The organism is Gemella sp., assembly GCF_057272915.1.
Genome location: NZ_DBHIUF010000007.1, coordinates 23481 through 39798 on the forward strand (window position 1 = coordinate 23481; position 16318 = coordinate 39798).

General features: G+C 29.8%; 13 protein-coding genes. 6 read left to right on the top strand and 7 right to left on the bottom strand.

Annotated features, from left to right (window positions below; genetic code table 11):
• Nucleotides 1-71: 71 nt before the first annotated feature.
• Nucleotides 72-1373, bottom strand: a complete 1302-nt coding sequence (locus ACO6OL_RS04245) for a hemolysin family protein (RefSeq protein ID WP_485502237.1) — start codon at nt 1371-1373, stop codon at nt 72-74.
• A gap of 176 nt (nt 1374-1549) precedes the next feature.
• Between ACO6OL_RS04245 and ACO6OL_RS04250 the strand changes: the two genes are divergently transcribed.
• Both ACO6OL_RS04250 and ACO6OL_RS04255 read left to right on the top strand, forming a co-directional pair.
• Nucleotides 1550-2497, top strand: a complete 948-nt coding sequence (locus ACO6OL_RS04250; RefSeq protein WP_485502238.1) for an alpha/beta fold hydrolase — start codon at nt 1550-1552, stop codon at nt 2495-2497.
• Between the two features lie 9 nt (nt 2498-2506).
• Nucleotides 2507-3334 carry an acetylxylan esterase gene (locus tag ACO6OL_RS04255; protein ID WP_485502239.1) on the top strand — a complete coding sequence of 276 codons (828 nt, stop codon included), beginning with the start codon at nt 2507-2509 and terminating at the stop codon, nt 3332-3334.
• A gap of 55 nt (nt 3335-3389) precedes the next feature.
• Here the strand turns inward: ACO6OL_RS04255 and ACO6OL_RS04260 are convergent, their stop codons facing one another.
• From ACO6OL_RS04260 to ACO6OL_RS04275, 4 genes are all read right to left on the bottom strand, one after another.
• On the bottom strand, nt 3390-4649 hold the full coding sequence (locus ACO6OL_RS04260) for a Glu/Leu/Phe/Val family dehydrogenase (RefSeq protein ID WP_314160644.1): 1260 nt from the start codon (nt 4647-4649) through the stop codon (nt 3390-3392).
• A 356-nt stretch (nt 4650-5005) separates the two neighbouring features.
• Nucleotides 5006-7645: a DNA polymerase I gene (gene polA / locus ACO6OL_RS04265; RefSeq protein ID WP_485502240.1), complete on the bottom strand. Its 2640-nt coding sequence runs from the start codon at nt 7643-7645 to the stop codon at nt 5006-5008.
• Nucleotides 7646-7873: 228 nt separating this feature from the next.
• Nucleotides 7874-9076, bottom strand: a complete 1203-nt coding sequence (locus ACO6OL_RS04270; RefSeq protein ID WP_485502241.1) for a glycosyltransferase family 4 protein — start codon at nt 9074-9076, stop codon at nt 7874-7876.
• Nucleotides 9077-9329: 253 nt separating this feature from the next.
• Entirely contained in the window at nt 9330-10055 is a 726-nt protein-coding gene (locus tag ACO6OL_RS04275) for a rhodanese-like domain-containing protein (protein WP_485502242.1), read from the bottom strand.
• A gap of 144 nt (nt 10056-10199) precedes the next feature.
• On the opposite strand from ACO6OL_RS04275, the gene ACO6OL_RS04280 reads away from it, so the two are divergent.
• A complete protein-coding gene (locus ACO6OL_RS04280) occupies nt 10200-11723 on the top strand; it encodes a ClC family H(+)/Cl(-) exchange transporter (RefSeq protein ID WP_485502243.1) in 1524 nt (507 codons plus the stop codon).
• Nucleotides 11724-11766: 43 nt separating this feature from the next.
• On the opposite strand, the gene ACO6OL_RS04285 is transcribed toward ACO6OL_RS04280, so the two are convergent.
• On the bottom strand, nt 11767-12564 hold the full coding sequence (locus ACO6OL_RS04285; RefSeq protein WP_485502244.1) for a Cof-type HAD-IIB family hydrolase: 798 nt from the start codon (nt 12562-12564) through the stop codon (nt 11767-11769).
• A 2-nt stretch (nt 12565-12566) separates the two neighbouring features.
• Nucleotides 12567-13571, bottom strand: a complete 1005-nt coding sequence (locus ACO6OL_RS04290; protein WP_485502245.1) for a LacI family DNA-binding transcriptional regulator — start codon at nt 13569-13571, stop codon at nt 12567-12569.
• Nucleotides 13572-14000: 429 nt separating this feature from the next.
• Here ACO6OL_RS04290 and ACO6OL_RS04295 point away from each other — a divergent pair, with 429 nt between their 5' ends.
• The 3 genes from ACO6OL_RS04295 to ACO6OL_RS04305 are packed head-to-tail and all read left to right on the top strand — an operon-like array spanning nt 14001 to nt 16228.
• Nucleotides 14001-14735, top strand: coding sequence for an ATP-binding cassette domain-containing protein (locus tag ACO6OL_RS04295; RefSeq protein ID WP_294683107.1), 735 nt, complete (start codon nt 14001-14003; stop codon nt 14733-14735).
• Nucleotides 14728-15399, top strand: coding sequence for a methionine ABC transporter permease (locus tag ACO6OL_RS04300; protein ID WP_003146663.1), 672 nt, complete (start codon nt 14728-14730; stop codon nt 15397-15399). The genes ACO6OL_RS04295 and ACO6OL_RS04300 overlap by 8 nt, the downstream gene beginning before the upstream one ends.
• A 4-nt stretch (nt 15400-15403) precedes the next feature.
• The gene (locus ACO6OL_RS04305; RefSeq protein ID WP_314160837.1) at nt 15404-16228 is read left to right on the top strand and encodes a MetQ/NlpA family ABC transporter substrate-binding protein; all 825 of its coding nucleotides are present in this window, start codon (nt 15404-15406) and stop codon (nt 16226-16228) included.
• Nucleotides 16229-16318: the final 90 nt, after the last annotated feature.

The following is a 16318-nucleotide window of genomic DNA, read 5'->3' on the forward strand; positions in this document are numbered from 1 at the left end:
ACAACAGTAATTTATTGCATCATATATAAAAAGAAGAAATAGCGTTTCACCACCATTTCTTCTAATTCCTCTTATTTTTCTTTCCAAACTTCTAAAGTTCGTATTTGATTTTCTTCTACTTTTCTAACTACAAACGTTAGTTTATCTATAGAATAAACTGCTCCCACTTTTGCTTCGTATTTTTCTAAATATACATAAGCCCCAATAGTATCCACTTCTTCATGAGGTAGATGTACATGAAACAGTGCATTTACATCTTGAATTGGGACCCAACCATCAATTAGATAATGTCCATTTTTTAATTTTTTAACTAAACTCTGTTCATCTTCATCGAACTCATCTCGAATTTCTCCAGTAATCTCCTCAACTATATCCTCAAGTGTAACTACACCACTAGTTCCTCCATATTCATCTGTTATAACAATCATATGTTCTCTATTTTGCTTAATAGTTGCTAAAACTTGAGAAATAGGCGTATGTTCAAAGATTTTTATAGCTGGTGTAATATATTCTTCTAAATCTTTAGTAGTTTCTATAGGTTTATCTGTGAATAATAATTTCTTAACATTCAAAATCCCTAGTATTTGGTCTTTATCTCCATCTTCAATTACTGGATATCTTGTGTATTCTTCTTGTTTTAATTGTCTCATTATTATCCCTAGAGAATCACTCATATCAATTGCCTCAACCTCTGTTCTAGGCGTCATAATTTCTTTAGCAATTTTATTATCAAACTCAAACACTCTTTCTACATAGCGGTATTCTACATCATTAATTTGACCGTGTAGTCTTGAAGATTTCATAATCGTTCTAAGTTCTTGTTCACTATGAATATCATCATGTTCAGAAGCAGGTTCGAATCCAAACATTTTCGCTATAAGATTAGCTAATGAGTTAAGTAACCACACTAGCGGTCTCATAACTTTATCGAACATATACATTGGCCAAGCCACTCGTAAACACGTTTTTTCTGCAGATTGAATCGCTATAGTTTTAGGAACTAATTCCCCTAAAACCACATGTAATAATGTCATAAATCCGAATGACACCACTAATGAAATGGTATGCGTAACAGTTTCATTTAAGTTTAACAATTCAAAAATAGGATTAAATAGAGAATGGAATGTTGATTCCCCTATCCAACCTAATCCAAGAGAAACAATTGTAATACCTAGCTGTGTCGCAGATAAGTAGTGATCTAATTGTTCTACCATCGTAACTAATATTTTTGCAGTTTTATTTCCTGATTCCACTAATTCATTCACCCTTGTTGGTCTAAGTTTAACAAGTGCAAATTCAAACATTACAAATATTGCCGAGGCAATAAGTAATAATACAATTATTAATATTTTAATTAAGATACTGAGATCCATATGGTTTTAATTTAACCTCTTTCCTTATAATTTTTTAGTCATTAATAAATAATTTTACTACATATAAACTTTTTTTTCAATTATTATAGTATCCTTCGATTTTTCAGATTAGAAAAACTAATAAATATTACAATTCAAAATATTGGAATTTTTTTAATACGAATGATAGTATATAAATGAATGAAAACGTTAAATCGAGGTGCACCATGGAAAATTTTCAAAAATTTTGGACAGAAAAGCTTAAATTAATAAAAACTATTCAGCCCCAATACACCCTAAAGAAAACTCCATTTTCTAAATTTGAGAATATAAAATTTTATGATTTAACTTTCACTAGCTATGATAATTCTAATATTTATGCAAAATACATAAAAAATATGCAGTATAGAAAATTATATCCGAATAAAGATATACCCGTACTTTTTTATTTTCATGGATATCCTGCATCAAGTAGAAACTGGTTAGAAAAATCTACATTTGCTTCTCTTGGCTATGATGTCGTCGCAATAGATTTTAGAAATCAAGGCGGTAAAAGTAAAGATTCAGGTAGTTCTTCACCCTCAGTTTTTGGACATCTAACAGTAGGACTTGATGAAAATATAGAAAATATGATTTTTTATAAAAATATTCTAGATACACTCATTCTTTCTAAAATAGTTGGCTCATTTGATGAAGTAGATTCAAAAAATATAGTTACCTATGGAGCATCTCAAGGCGGAGCATATTCTATAATATTTTCAGCATTAAATAAAAATGTAACGAAATGCATAAGTTTATATCCATTCTTAGCAGACTTTCAAAATAATTATGAAAAAGACAATAGAAATAATGCATATTCAGAATTCACTCATCACGCAAGATGGTTTAATACAAGTGGACAAAATACCGATACTTTCTTGAATAACCTTTACTACCTTGATACATTAAACTTTGCTAAACTTTTAAAGTGTAAAGTATTATTCGGTATTTCAAATTTAGACGAAGATTGCCCTAAAGAAACCCAAGAAAAAATATATGATAGTATCAAAAATCAGAAAAAACTGTACTTATATAAAAAATATTATCACGAAAATATTCCAAACTTCAATGATGAAATAGTTAAGTTTTTATTAGAAGTTGAATAGGAGTGCATTATGAATTTAGAAAAAAATAGAAAACTAGTATATAAAGAAAATATAATTGATATACCACACCCATTTGTTCAATATAAAAAAATAATTTTTCAAGGAACAGATAATTCACAAATAGAAATAGATTTAGCTATACCTAAGTCAAACATTAAAGGAGTTATCGTCGACTTCCCTGAATACAAGGTGAAAAATAAAGATTATTTGAATTTAACGAAATACAGTATGCTAGACTACGTTTTAGCCTCACTACATATTCGAGGGCAAGCAGGTAATAGCGAGAATAAGACACCTTGTTCTCATTTCCCATTTTTAGATAGTTCTTCATCCACATTGTATTTTAATCTAGCTTATCAAGATGCACTAGATACTATAAGTATTATAGAAAAGCTCTTTCCGAATAAAGAAATTCTAGTAACTGGACTAGGTCAAGGGGCTGCTATTAGCATAGTTTGTGCAAGTTATTACAATTCTATTAAAGAGATATTCATCTCAGATTGTTCACTTTGCGATATTAAAAACACATATATCAAAAATAAAAAGAATCCTTTTTTCAAAAATATTTATAAGTTTGAAAGTGATTTTTCTGACAAGATAGATTATCTATATGACACACTAAATTCAATAGATGTACTAAATTTCAGTAATTCTATAACTCAAAAAGTACATTATGCACTTTCATACCTAGATCCTAAAACTCCAATTGAAACTCAACTCAAACTTCTAGATACTCTACAAAATGTAGAAATTCAACATTACAAATTTTTAGATTATAAAAAAATATTCCAACATCAATTCGATGATTATATACTCGAAGTCCTTTCGAATAAATAGCAAAGGTGAATCACTAGAAATCATTTCTCCTAGTGATTCACCTTTTAAATTATAATTAGCTTAATTTACCTTTTAGCTTCATGTTTTTAACAATTTTTTCTATAGAGTTTACATAAGCAGCTTTTCTCATAGGAATAGCAAATCTTTCTTTCACTTCCCAAATATCATTAAATGCTTTTGTCATAACTCTCGCTTGTTTTTCTACAACTTCTTCTTCTGTCCAGTAGTAACCTTGTAAGTTTTGTACCCATTCAAAGTAAGATACAGTAACACCACCACTGTTCGCAAGAATATCAGGAATTACCACGACTCCTCTTTCTTGTAGAGTTTTATCTCCAGCTAAAGTTGCTGGTCCATTAGCTCCTTCTGAGACAACAGTAGCTTTTATTAAATTAGCTTCTTTTTCATCGATAGCATTCTCTAATGCGCAAGGGCACACTACATCCACATCTAAAGCCCAAAATTCATCTAAAGTTAAACGTTTTGTATTTGGTAATGTATGGAATCTAACTCTCTTATCTTTACATTCTTGCAACTCTGCATATGATAATCCTTCTTCACGATAAACAGCATACTGAACACCATCATCGTCACGCTCAGTTACAGCAACTACAGTAGCACCAAATTTCACGGCTGTATCAACAGTATAACTACCTACGTTACCGAAACCTTGAACAGCAAATTTCGCACCTTCTGTAGATTTCCCTAATTTCTCTAGTGCCAATTTTGCAGCAAGTGCTACACCGTATCCAGTCGCTTGAGTTCTACCTAAAGAACCACCTAATTCTAATGGTTTCCCAGTTAAAGTTCCTATACCTTGTTCTCCAGTAAGAACATTAAACTCATCAATCATCCAAGACATGATTTGTCCATTAGTATTAACATCTGGTGCAGGAACATCTTGTTTTTCACCCAGATATTTGTACAACCCGCGAATATATCCACGTGATAATCTTTCTAATTCACCTTTTGATAGATCTTTTGGATCTACGATAATACCACCTTTACCTCCACCATATGGTAGATTAGCAACAGCACATTTAAATGTCATCCAAATTGATAACGCCTTAACTTCATCAGCTGTTACAAGTGGATGAAATCTTAATCCACCTTTTGTAGGACCAATTGCATCATTATGCTGAGAACGGAATCCTTTAAAGTATTTCACCTCACCATTATCCATTCTAACAGGAATAGAAATCTCAATAAATCTTTGCGGATCTTTTAAAGATTCATACACTTCTTCTTTATAACCTAAAACTTCACAAGCACCTTTAATTTGCTCTCTTGCGTTAACTAATGGATTGTTATTCATAACCACATCTCCTCAGAATGTTATTTTACATTTGACATGTAATATTGTTTTTATTAATTATATCAAATATCAAGGCAGTTTGTAAACTTTTATTTTTAAGAACTTTTTTAGATTATTATATTTTATTATGCAAACTTTTAAAGTATTTTATATAAATAAAAAAAGGCTAACTTACAATTATAATAGTAATTATAAGTTAGCACAATAAAAATCACCTCTAAAAATCCTCAAGTTATCTATGATATTTTTATAAGTTTTTTAAGTTGTAATATATTTCATTTTAAAAGAAAACTCCAGCTTTTTATCTGTCTTTTAAAATTAATTTTCAGAATATTAGATTTGTAATATTACATTTTTTACTTAGCATCATACCATGACACTCCACTACTAGCCTCGGCTTTCAGTTGAACATCTAAATTAGCCGCTTTTTCCATGATTTTAATCATTTCTTTTGTAAACTCTTCTTCGATATCTTTATTTACATCAAATATTAATTCATCATGTACTTGTAATAATAATTTTGCATCTACATTTGTTTTTTCTAAATATTCAAATACATTAACCATAGCTATTTTTATAATATCTGCAGCAGTTCCTTGAATTGGTGAATTCATCGCTATACGTGCATTTAGGTTAGCCACAATCTTATTCTTCGCATTAATATCAGGTAAAGCTCTTCTTCTGTTGAATAAAGTTTCTACATAACCGTGTTCTTTAGCGAAATCTACGATATCAGTCATATACTTATCAACACCTTTGAATGTTTCTAAATATTTATCGATAAATTCTTTCGCACGTTTTCTAGTAATCCCAAGGTTATTAGATAGACCAAAATCAGAAATTCCATAAACAATACCAAAGTTAACAGCTTTAGCTTCTCGACGCATTGAAGAAGTCACCTCATCAAGACTGACTCCGTTAACATCACTAGCTGTTTTAGTATGAATATCTACATCATGTTTAAAGGCATCTATCATTCCTGCGTCCTGTGCGATATGAGCTAATACTCTAAGCTCTATTTGCGAATAGTCAATAGATAAGATTACTCTATCATCAGAGGCTGGAACAAATGCTTTTCTGATTTTTTTCCCTTCTTCAATTCTCGTTGGAATATTTTGAAGATTTGGATTCACTGACGATAAGCGCCCTGTTTGAGCTAATGTTTGCTCATAACGCGTATGAATTTTTCCTTCACGAGTAATATCTTTTACTAACCCTTTTGCATAAGTCGAGTTTAATTTTGTAATAGTTCTATATTCCATAATCAATGGAATAATTTCATGACTATGTTGTAGTTGTTCTAGTACCTCTACAGCTGTAGAATAACCAGTTTTTGTTTTCTTAATCGGTGGTAAGCCTAAATCTTCAAATAGTACCACTCCTAACTGTTTAGGTGAAGCTATATTGAATTCAGAACCAGCTAAAGTATATATGCTAGCTTCTAAAGTTTTAATTCTTTCATCAAATTCTGCACTCATTTCTTCAAGAGCTTTTTTACTAACATGTATTCCTTCAAATTCCATATTAGCTAGTACTTTAGCCACTTTAATCTCTATATCTTTATACAAGTCCGTCATATTCTCTTCTGCAAGTTTTTCTTCCATCAATGGTTTCATCAATGCAATACTCTCTGCAATTTCAGCTATATACGGATTAATAACTTCTTGAACTGGTAAAGTTCGTTTTGCCCCCTTACCATATATTTCTTCATCACTACACATTATTTTTCCAAGATAGTTAAAGACGATTTTATCAATTTCAGTTTTTGCATTAACATCAAGGAGATAAGATACAATTTTCACATCGAAAACTTCTCCGTTAATATCTACTCCATTTCTCTTCGCTATAAATAAAATCTTTTTAAAATCATAAACAGTTTTAGAAATTTCACTTTGAAGATAATCTACTACAAACTCATTAGTGAAAAATTGTTCTTCACTAAAAATATAAGCAGTTCCTTCTTTATAGACTACTATTCCAACTACATCTGAGTTATGATAATCTTCTGTATAACACTCAACATGCAAAGCACTGTCGGTAAAATCTATTTTCGTATTTTTATCTGCTAAAACAATATTAATTTCTTTTTTAGGAGCAACAGCCTCTTCAGCAGTTACGCCCACCTCTTCAGTAGAAGTTTCTTGAGATAATTTTCTTAAAAACGAAACAAACTCAAGCTTTTCAAATAACTCTCTTTTTAGTTCTACATTCTCACTATATGTTAAATCTTCTAACTTATTGTCAACTGGAACTTCAGTATAAATAGTTGCTAGTTTTTTACTTAATAGAGCATCTTCTCGTCCTTCTGTTAGACGCTCTTTTAGTTTTTTACCACTAATATTATCAATATTTTCTAGTACATTTTCTACAGTTTTATATTCAGTCAATAATTTTATCGCCGTTTTTTCACCAACTCCAGCAATTCCTGGGATATTATCGCTCTTATCTCCCATAAGCCCTTTCATGTCAACGATTTGTTCTGGAGTTAATCCATATTTTTCAGCAATAAACTCAGGCGTATAATAATCTATATCTGTAACACCACGCTTAGTGTAGTAAATTGTTATATTTTCACTAGCTAGTTGAGTTAAGTCTTTATCTCCAGTCACTATTATTACTTCTAAACCTTCTTTTTCAGCAATTTTAGCATAACTTCCAATAATATCATCCGCTTCATAATCAAAATGCTCTTCATACTTTATTCCATATGAATCAAGAAGTTCTCTAACATACCCAAATTGTTCTACTAACTCACTAGGAGTTTTATCCCTAGTACCTTTGTATGCTTCATAACTTTGGTGTCTAAAAGTTTGTTTACCTTTATCAAAGGCAACTAACGCATACTTTGGATTAGTATCCGCCAAGATTTTTTCTAGCATCAATGTAAAACCATATACACTATTTGTATAAAGTCCTTTTTTATTTTTTAAAGCTGGCATAGCGTAAAAAGCACGATAACTCAAACTATTACCATCTATTAATATTATCTTATCCATTTTCTTCTCCTAATAATTCTTAAAAAAACTGTAAATGGGAGCAACTCAAAAATCTTATTTTTACAAAGCGATTTTTTCTAGTCACTCCCGTACAATTTATTTAATATTAAAGCTCAACCGTAAAGTTTATCAATAATACATTAAAACTTTATATCTACATATTTTAAATTGATGAATTTGTAATCTTTTGTTTAATCCATCGTTAGCAAATAATCACTAAGTATTATTTTACAATAATTTATAAATAATTTCTATTTTTCTCTTCCAAGAGTGGTGTTCAATTTCTTCTAGTAACTCAGCAGGAATCTCACGTTGTTCTCTTGTTCTTTCTATCATAAGTTCTAAAGCACCTACTATTCTATTTACAAATGCTGGTTTTTCTTCTTCAACAGCCTTATCAGTGTCATAAATAATTGGCATTGCTATATATTCTATTATCTCAGAATTATTTATTTTGTCCCCAAGAAATTCTATAAGCCCTTCTATCTCAGTAGCAACTACTCTTAGTCCACTTCCTAAAGCTTCCACCGCAATAAGACCTAACCCTTCAAAATAAGATGGTAGTATAAAAATATCTTTATGCCTCATTATTTTCCCTAAATGTGCTTGATCTACGGCGTTATAAATTTTTATTTTCTTAGAATCACCAACTAAGGCTTCGACCCTAGGTCTATCCTCTTCTTTCAAGTTCCCTATTAATTCTAATTCTACATTAGCGTCTTTTTTCTCTAATAATCTAAATGCCTTTATCAACTCATAAAAACCTTTTGATTCATCAAATTTCCCTGCGTATAGAATTTTTACATTATCCTGTTTTTCGTATTTTTCAGCAGGATAAAAAATCTTCTCATTATATCCAGCACCAATATTTATAATTTTATCCTCAGGGTAGCTATAAATATTAGAAATTCCTTCTATAACACCACTACTAAGTGCTAATATCTTATCTAATTTATCAAGACTTTCGACATATTTATCTTTCATTGCTGGGTTCTTTTCAGCTTGTCTTATATCCGTATTATGACAAACTCCAATTACTTTTTCACCTTCAAATACATCACAAACTATAGAACTTAAAATCCATAAGTGATGTGTGATTACAACATCTGGCTTAAATTCTTTTTTAGCTTTTTCTAATTTTTTACGGAATACTTCTTGCCAAGTTTCCAACATCTCAGCAGTCATATTTTTATACAAAGTATTTTCATAAGGCATAATATCGCTCATACCTACGATAGGAAAACTAATATCCTTGCCTTGAAACTCAACTTCAAATTTCTCATCTAAAAAATTAAAATCATATTCCGGCGTTGTTGCATAAACCGCAGCTTGTTCAACTTCAAACTGTTTAAGCCCTTCAATAACATTAGTAAAATATACACCACTTCCTGTCTTAATAGGTAATTGTGCTAATACGTGTAAAATTTTCATAATTATCTTCCTCTATTTCATATTTTCCGTCACTTATATTATAACCTAATTTAACATTTTTTTATAGTAAACGTATTAAATCTTTATGTTAGTTATACAAAAAAGAAACTCACATCTAGTAATCCTACTCTATGTGAATTTCCCAAAATTTGTTTTCATCATACAAAGGATTCCTCCACTTATAATGAAAATATCATTCTTTTATTAACATTAATTTTAAACGATAACCTATCGTTTATTTTAATTTCTACGCTCAACCGCAAGGAGAAGCTTCTAAATCAGCTTGGGTTTCTATATAATCATTTTTATTATAAAAAGCATTTCGATATTTAGTTGTATTAAATGGTTCAATTAAATTAATAATTGTGTAACCATCTAAACCAAGTTTTTTACACACAGCTTTACTTTCTTCTGGTTTATCATTGTAAACAAAAATTTCTGAATCTTTATTTAACTTATCTAAAATACTATCTATTTCATTAGAAGAAACTTTGATTTCTTCATCATTTAAAATTTCACTACCTAAGTTTAAAAACTGCTTATTTTTACTTACTGAGATACGGTATTTGAATTCAGATAATAATGCATTGCTGTATATTGCCTTACCATAATCATATTGTTTAATTCCATCTCCAATATGAAGTTTTGTAAATCCACGCTCTCTTAATAATTTTTCAGTGTTACGAGACGTTACATCAACTACACAATATAGAATTATATCCTTATCTTTATAATCGTCTAACACGTCACTATTATTTTTAAAAAGTTTAATCGGTAAGTTTACGGCATTAATTGCGTGTCCTCTAGCATACTCTTTTCTCCAGCGGACATCTACAACAAGTGCTTCTTCAAAAGATTTTTTCTCTACTTCAGCTCCAGTAATTCTCCCTGGCTTACCTTTTAACAATTTAAGCCAAAATGCATAAAGTCCTAGTAAGATAATTAACACTATTATACCAATAACTACTAATATATTCATCCTGTTTACTCCTTTCTTAACATAATTATATTATATCACACATTTTATATTTTTAATAATAAATGATATTTAAAAATTTTTTTGATTTTTTTCCTATTTAAGAGTAAAATTATGTTATAGACATTTTTTAGAAAGGAGATTTAAATGAAAATTTCCAAAATTAGTAAAATAGATAACAAAAATTTAAAACTTGAATCTTCATTACTTTTTGATGGAATCTTAGTTGGACTTGCTGCAGGAATAGTAGGCGCGAGCTATAGATTACTTATTGGATATAGTGAAAAACTTGTTCATTATACGGCTGATTTTATTAAAAACGGTTTGATATATAAAATTTTATTATTAGCCATCTTAATATTACTAGCCTTATTTTCAGGTTTCTTACTTAAACGAGAACCAATGGCGAGTGGAAGTGGAATTCCTCAAGTATCAGCAGAAATAACAGGTAGACTTAATTCAAATCCATTACGTGTACTTATTTATAAAATCATTGGAGGATTAACAGCTAGTTTAGGCGGCCTATCTTTAGGTAGAGAGGGTCCATCCATTCAACTCGGGGCCATGAGTGGAAAACTTGTATCAAGAATTTTAAAAAAGGATAGTATTAAAGAAAAATATCTTATTACTTGTGGTGCTAGTGCCGGTCTCTCTATTGCCTTTGGAGCGCCTCTTGCAGGTGTCTTATTTTCTATAGAGGAAGTACACAAACAAATCACAAAAAAAATCGTAATTTGCTGCTTTAGTGCTGCTGTGGTTGCCAATATTGTTGGACAATATATTTTCGGACTTACAGCAATATTTAAATTCCCTGATGTACCTTATGTGGAAGTTACTATATATCCTTGGGTTGCTTTATTAGGTATTTTATTAGGGATATTCGGAACATTTTATAATGTTACTATAAAAATACTATTCAAAATTTATGAATATTTCAAATTAAATATAGTTTTTAGACCCCAAGTAGCTTTTTTCATTTCATTTGTCCTATTTATTTTTTATCCTATAGTTCTAGGAAGTGGACATAGTTTAGTAGAATTTTTGATTGAGAATAAATTTAGCTTTATGTTTTTATTAACATTATATTTTATAAAGACTTTATTCTCACTTATATCATTTACATCAGGAGTTGCTGGTGGTATATTCCTACCTATTTTAATTCAAGGTGCTGTACTCGGTACATTATTTAGTAACTTTTTTGATCCCAAATATACTGCTTTATTTGTTATATTATCAATGTCTGGATATTTAACAGCAATTGTAAGAAGTCCTATCACCTCAATAATATTATTATTTGAAATGACACAAAAACTTAACTATTTCCTTCCAATAGCACTTTGTTGCCTATTTGCGTATATAACAGCGAACATACTAGGAACAAAACCTGTTTATGAATATCTATTAGATCGAATTCTATCGAGTAATAAACTAGACGATGATGAAGTTGAAATGGAAGTAGAAATCCTTACAACAGTTTCAAACGATAGTTTCTTAGTTGGAAAATCAATAAAAGAAATAGAATGGACTAAAAATACACTAATCTCTCATATTGAACGCTCCGGACGTGAAATAGTGCCAAAGGGCGATACTATTCTAGAAGCTAATGACAAACTCACCGTCATAATGCCAAAAGAAAGTGTTGATAAATTCTTAGAAAAATTTAGTAAATAGTTAAAGACTAGAAGATTTATTAAAATTCTTCTAGTCTCTGTTTTTATATTACATTAAAATGTTTTAAAGCATTTGTAATCCCATCATCATCTACGCTTGTCGTGATATAATCTGCAATCTCTTTAATATTCTCCCCAGCATTTCCCATTGCTACGCCTATACCAGCGTGTTTAAGCATATCTATGTCATTACCACCATCACCAAATGCCATAGTTTCCTCTAATTTAATACCAAAGTATGCGATAACCGCATCAATTCCGGTATTTTTCCCACCATCTTTCGGGATAACATCTGTAAAATGAGTAGTCCAACGAGCCGCTTTTGAATTAGGCATATATGCTAAAAAGTCTGCCTCTTCCTCTTCTGATACAAAGACATTAAGCTGATAGATTTTCTCACTAATTGCTTTATCATATGCTAACACATCTTCTTTAAAACGCTCTGAATCTCCTAGCTCATCTTCTAACCATTTTACCCTTGAATTTTTCAAATTCATAAATGCACCATCTAATAAAGCAAAGTCACACGCAATCTTATTCTCCTTAAAATAAGGAAGAACATTTTTTATATCTTCTTGAGATAATATCTTATCATTTAAAACTTCACCATTTTCTAAATAGCAATATTGACCATTTATCGTAATATAGCCATCAAATTTAAAATCTAATAAATCATTTAAAAATGTAGTATGAAATGGTGCTCTTCCTGTAGCAATAAATATCTTAACACCTTGTTCCTTTAACTTTCTTAATGTATTTGCAGTATTCTCCGGAATTGTTTTTGTTTTAAAACTTCTAATCGTTCCATCAATATCAAAAAAAATTGCCTTTATCTTCGTCATCTTTATTCTCCATAATTATTTAAGTCAACTACACTATCCCTTGTTTTTAATTCATAACCAATTAATAATTTCATAGCTGTCTCTTCTTTTTTTATTATATTCAATAACATCTCTACAGTCTGCTTGGCAGCATCCTTCAAATCAAACTTTATCGTTGTTAACGGTGATTTTAATAGTGCTGATGATGTATAATCTCCAAAGGCAGCAACCGAATAATTTTCTCCAACACTTAAACCAGATTCTTCTAGAGCTTTTATCGCTCCATAAGCCAAATTATCCGTAGCACAAATTAAACAACTATCTTCTTTCAACTTTTCAATATTCTCTCTTACTATTTCATATCCTTCTTCCATACCAAAATTAGTAATTAAAATATTCTCAAGTTCTAGATTATACTTCTCTAAAGCCCTTATTACTCCTAATTTTCTATAATATCCTACTGCAACATCATCCTCACTAACCCCTAAATAAGCTATTTTTTTATGACCACTTGCTAATATGTAATTAGTTAAATCTCTTGCTGCATTAAAGTCATTATACTCAACACTATATGTATACTCTCCCTCTTGCCCCAACATAACAACAGGAACATCCACAGATTTTATAGTACTCTCGTAAGTTTTAGTCATAGTTGTTGGTAATAAGATTATTCCATCTACATTCATTCTCGCTAATTTTTTTATATACTCTACCTGCTTATTTTCATCAAAATTAGCATTCATTATCAATGTCTCATAATTATTATCTTTTAATTCTTTATCAAGATATTTTAAAGTATTCCCACTAACAAAAGAATGAAGACATGGAACTATAACTCCAATAATTTTACTATCTGTACTTTTTAATGCCTTAGCAAAAGTATTCGGCGTGTAATTATACTTATCTACTATTTCTTTAATTCTCTCGTGTGTTTCTTTTTTTAAATTTCCACCATTAAAATACCTAGAGACAGTAGTAGTTCCTACTCCAGCCATTTTTGCTATATCTACTATTGTCAATTTTTTCATAGATTACCTCCTTAATCACATCCTTAATTATAAACGATTAAAGGAAATAAATAAAGAATTATATGAGAACATTTTTAGAAAATATAAACACTAATTTTTTTGTTAAATACTTTAATTTTTCATCCTGTAATACAAAAAAATAATCCACTTTTGATTTTTATTCTAATACAATTCATTTTATATCTTCTAATTAAGAGTAATACAAATCGTTATAATAATAGTAATCTTTACTATTTTTGTTATATTTTTAAAACTACTTTCAATCTACAACTACAAACTGTATCAGTACAAATTGGAAAAAATCGCACAACAGATGTCTAAACACTATCAAACAGGCATAGAACAATATGAACAAATAATTTAAAAAAATTAAACAAAACTCTTGAAATCATTTTCCGAAAGTGGTATAGTTTAGCTTGGAGGTATATTATGATAGTTCAATTAAAAAACGTATCAAAACAATATAAAGATGCTAACTTCAAATTAGAAAATATATCGTTTGATATTAATAAGAAAGAAGTTATTGGAATTATCGGTAGAAATGGTACCGGAAAAAGTACTATTCTTAAAATGATCAATGGGATTGTTTCATACGATAGCGGAGATATACTATATAAAAACTCTTCTATCAAAGGTATGGATGCAAGTACCCTTAGAAATACTAGAAAAAATCTAGCATATATATTCCAACACTCTAATCTTATTGATAATAAAACAGTATATTATCATTTAAGTTTAGTATACAAATTAAATAAGGTTTCTGTTGATAAAAAGAAAATAGATGATATTCTTGAATTCATGAATATTACAAGACTAAAAAACAGTCTTTGTGGTAGCTTAAGTGGTGGTGAACAACAAAAAGTAGCTATCGCTATGGCACTACTACAAGAACCCGAAGTTCTACTTTGTGATGAAATCAGTTCTGCATTAGATACCAATAGTGAAAAAGAAATCTTTGCACTATTAAATAAACTGCGAACTACAACTGACATTTCAATTGTTATGATTTCTCACAGCCTTTCATTACTGAAGAACTTCTGTGATCGAGTGGTAGTTATCGATGATTCTACTATAAAAGATATTGTCGTACCTAATAAAAATGCAAAAGACGATTACGACAGTAATTACTATAACTACGTAAAGGAGTTTTTACTAAATGATTGATTTATTTAAAGCCAATTACGATGGTATCATGAAAGCATTTTGGGAAACTAACTATATGATGATTTACTCTATGTTAACAGTATTTTTCATTTCCCTACCATTAGGTATTATGCTTTTTGCTTTCAGTCGTGATTATTTATTAAAAAATAGAGCAGTTTATGAAGGACTTAGCATTTCTCTTAATGCCCTACGTAGTGTTCCATTTCTAATTTTTGTATTCATATTAATTCCTGTAAATAGATTTCTATTTAAAACATCTTTTGGGAATATTGCAGCAATCTTGCCTCTTACACTAGTTGGTGTAAGTATCTATGCACGTTTTGTTGAGCAAGCATTAATAAACGTTCCTAAAAAGATTGTAGATAGGGCTATAAGTATGGGAGCTACAAAAATTCAAATTATTAGATACTTCTTATTACCTGCTACAATGGATAACTTAATCTTGTCATTCACCTATACTACTATTAGTTTACTAGCGTATACTACTGTAATGGGTGTAATCGGAGCAGGTGGTCTTGGTGAATTTGCATTCAGATACGGATATCAAGAGTACAATTATGATCTAATGTATTTAATAGTAATAATATTTATTATATATGTATTTATTATTCAATCTATAGGTTATGGATTAGCTAAACGTTTCACAAACAAGAAGGAGAAATAGATTAATGAAAAAAGTATTATCTATTGTTGCTAGTCTTTTAGCTCTTGTGCTTGTATTAACAGCATGTTCAAGCAAAACTAGCGATAAAAAAGAAGAAAAAAAAGAAAACAAAACAATTAAAGTTGCTGCTCATGTCCCACCATTTACTGACATGTTAGAATTAGTTAAAGAGGATTTACAAAAAGAAGGATATACTCTTGAAATTGTAAAAGTATCTGATAATGTTCAAGCTAACGTTGCTTTAGCAAACAAAGAAATCGATGCTAACTTTTTCCAACATGAACCATTCATGAAACAGTATAACGAAAAAAATAAAACAAACTTAGTAGCTGTTGCAAAAGTTTATAACTCAATCCCAGCATTCTACTCTAAAAATATCAAAAACATTAAAGATCTTAAAGATGGTGCTGATGTAGCTATTCCATCTGATGCTTCAAATCTAGCTCGTGCATTAAGATTATTAGCTCACGGTGGGTTAATTACATTAAACGATCCTAACAGCTATAACGTTACTGTAAAAGACATTAAAGATAATCCAAAACATCTTAAATTTACAGAAGTTAGTCTTTTAAACTTAAGTGATGCATATGCAGAAAAAGATTTAGTATTCAACTACCCTACTTACATTGCTAAATTAAACCTTACACCAATGAAAGATGGACTTCTAATGGAAGATAAAGCTGACTTTACATATGCTGGTGTTCTTGCAGCTCGTGAAGACAACAAAGACGATGCAAAAATCCAAGCATTGAAAAAAGCTTTAACAAGCCAAAAAGTTAAAGATTTCCTACAAAAAAATTATGATGGTAAAGCTACTGCAGCTTTCTAATTAATATTTATTATTACTAATTCAAAATCTATAATATATACAATCAACAACCTTACCTCTAAATAAAAAATATACTTAATAGGAGAAAAT

Bases quoted from the DNA above. Each gene is read 5' to 3' on its own strand.
- ACO6OL_RS04245 (WP_485502237.1), bottom strand. From the start codon at position 1,373: ATGGATCTCAGTATCTTAATTAAAATATTAATAATTGTATTATTACTT.
- ACO6OL_RS04305 (WP_314160837.1), top strand. From the start codon at position 15,404: ATGAAAAAAGTATTATCTATTGTTGCTAGTCTTTTAGCTCTTGTGCTT.
- ACO6OL_RS04285 (WP_485502244.1), bottom strand. From the start codon at position 12,564: ATGACGAAGATAAAGGCAATTTTTTTTGATATTGATGGAACGATTAGA.
- polA (WP_485502240.1), bottom strand. From the start codon at position 7,645: ATGGATAAGATAATATTAATAGATGGTAATAGTTTGAGTTATCGTGCT.
- ACO6OL_RS04270 (WP_485502241.1), bottom strand. From the start codon at position 9,076: ATGAAAATTTTACACGTATTAGCACAATTACCTATTAAGACAGGAAGT.
- ACO6OL_RS04295 (WP_294683107.1), top strand. From the start codon at position 14,001: ATGATAGTTCAATTAAAAAACGTATCAAAACAATATAAAGATGCTAAC.
- ACO6OL_RS04275 (WP_485502242.1), bottom strand. From the start codon at position 10,055: ATGAATATATTAGTAGTTATTGGTATAATAGTGTTAATTATCTTACTA.
- ACO6OL_RS04260 (WP_314160644.1), bottom strand. From the start codon at position 4,649: ATGAATAACAATCCATTAGTTAACGCAAGAGAGCAAATTAAAGGTGCT.
- ACO6OL_RS04255 (WP_485502239.1), top strand. From the start codon at position 2,507: ATGAATTTAGAAAAAAATAGAAAACTAGTATATAAAGAAAATATAATT.
- ACO6OL_RS04300 (WP_003146663.1), top strand. From the start codon at position 14,728: ATGATTGATTTATTTAAAGCCAATTACGATGGTATCATGAAAGCATTT.
- ACO6OL_RS04290 (WP_485502245.1), bottom strand. From the start codon at position 13,571: ATGAAAAAATTGACAATAGTAGATATAGCAAAAATGGCTGGAGTAGGA.
- ACO6OL_RS04280 (WP_485502243.1), top strand. From the start codon at position 10,200: ATGAAAATTTCCAAAATTAGTAAAATAGATAACAAAAATTTAAAACTT.
- ACO6OL_RS04250 (WP_485502238.1), top strand. From the start codon at position 1,550: ATGAATGAAAACGTTAAATCGAGGTGCACCATGGAAAATTTTCAAAAA.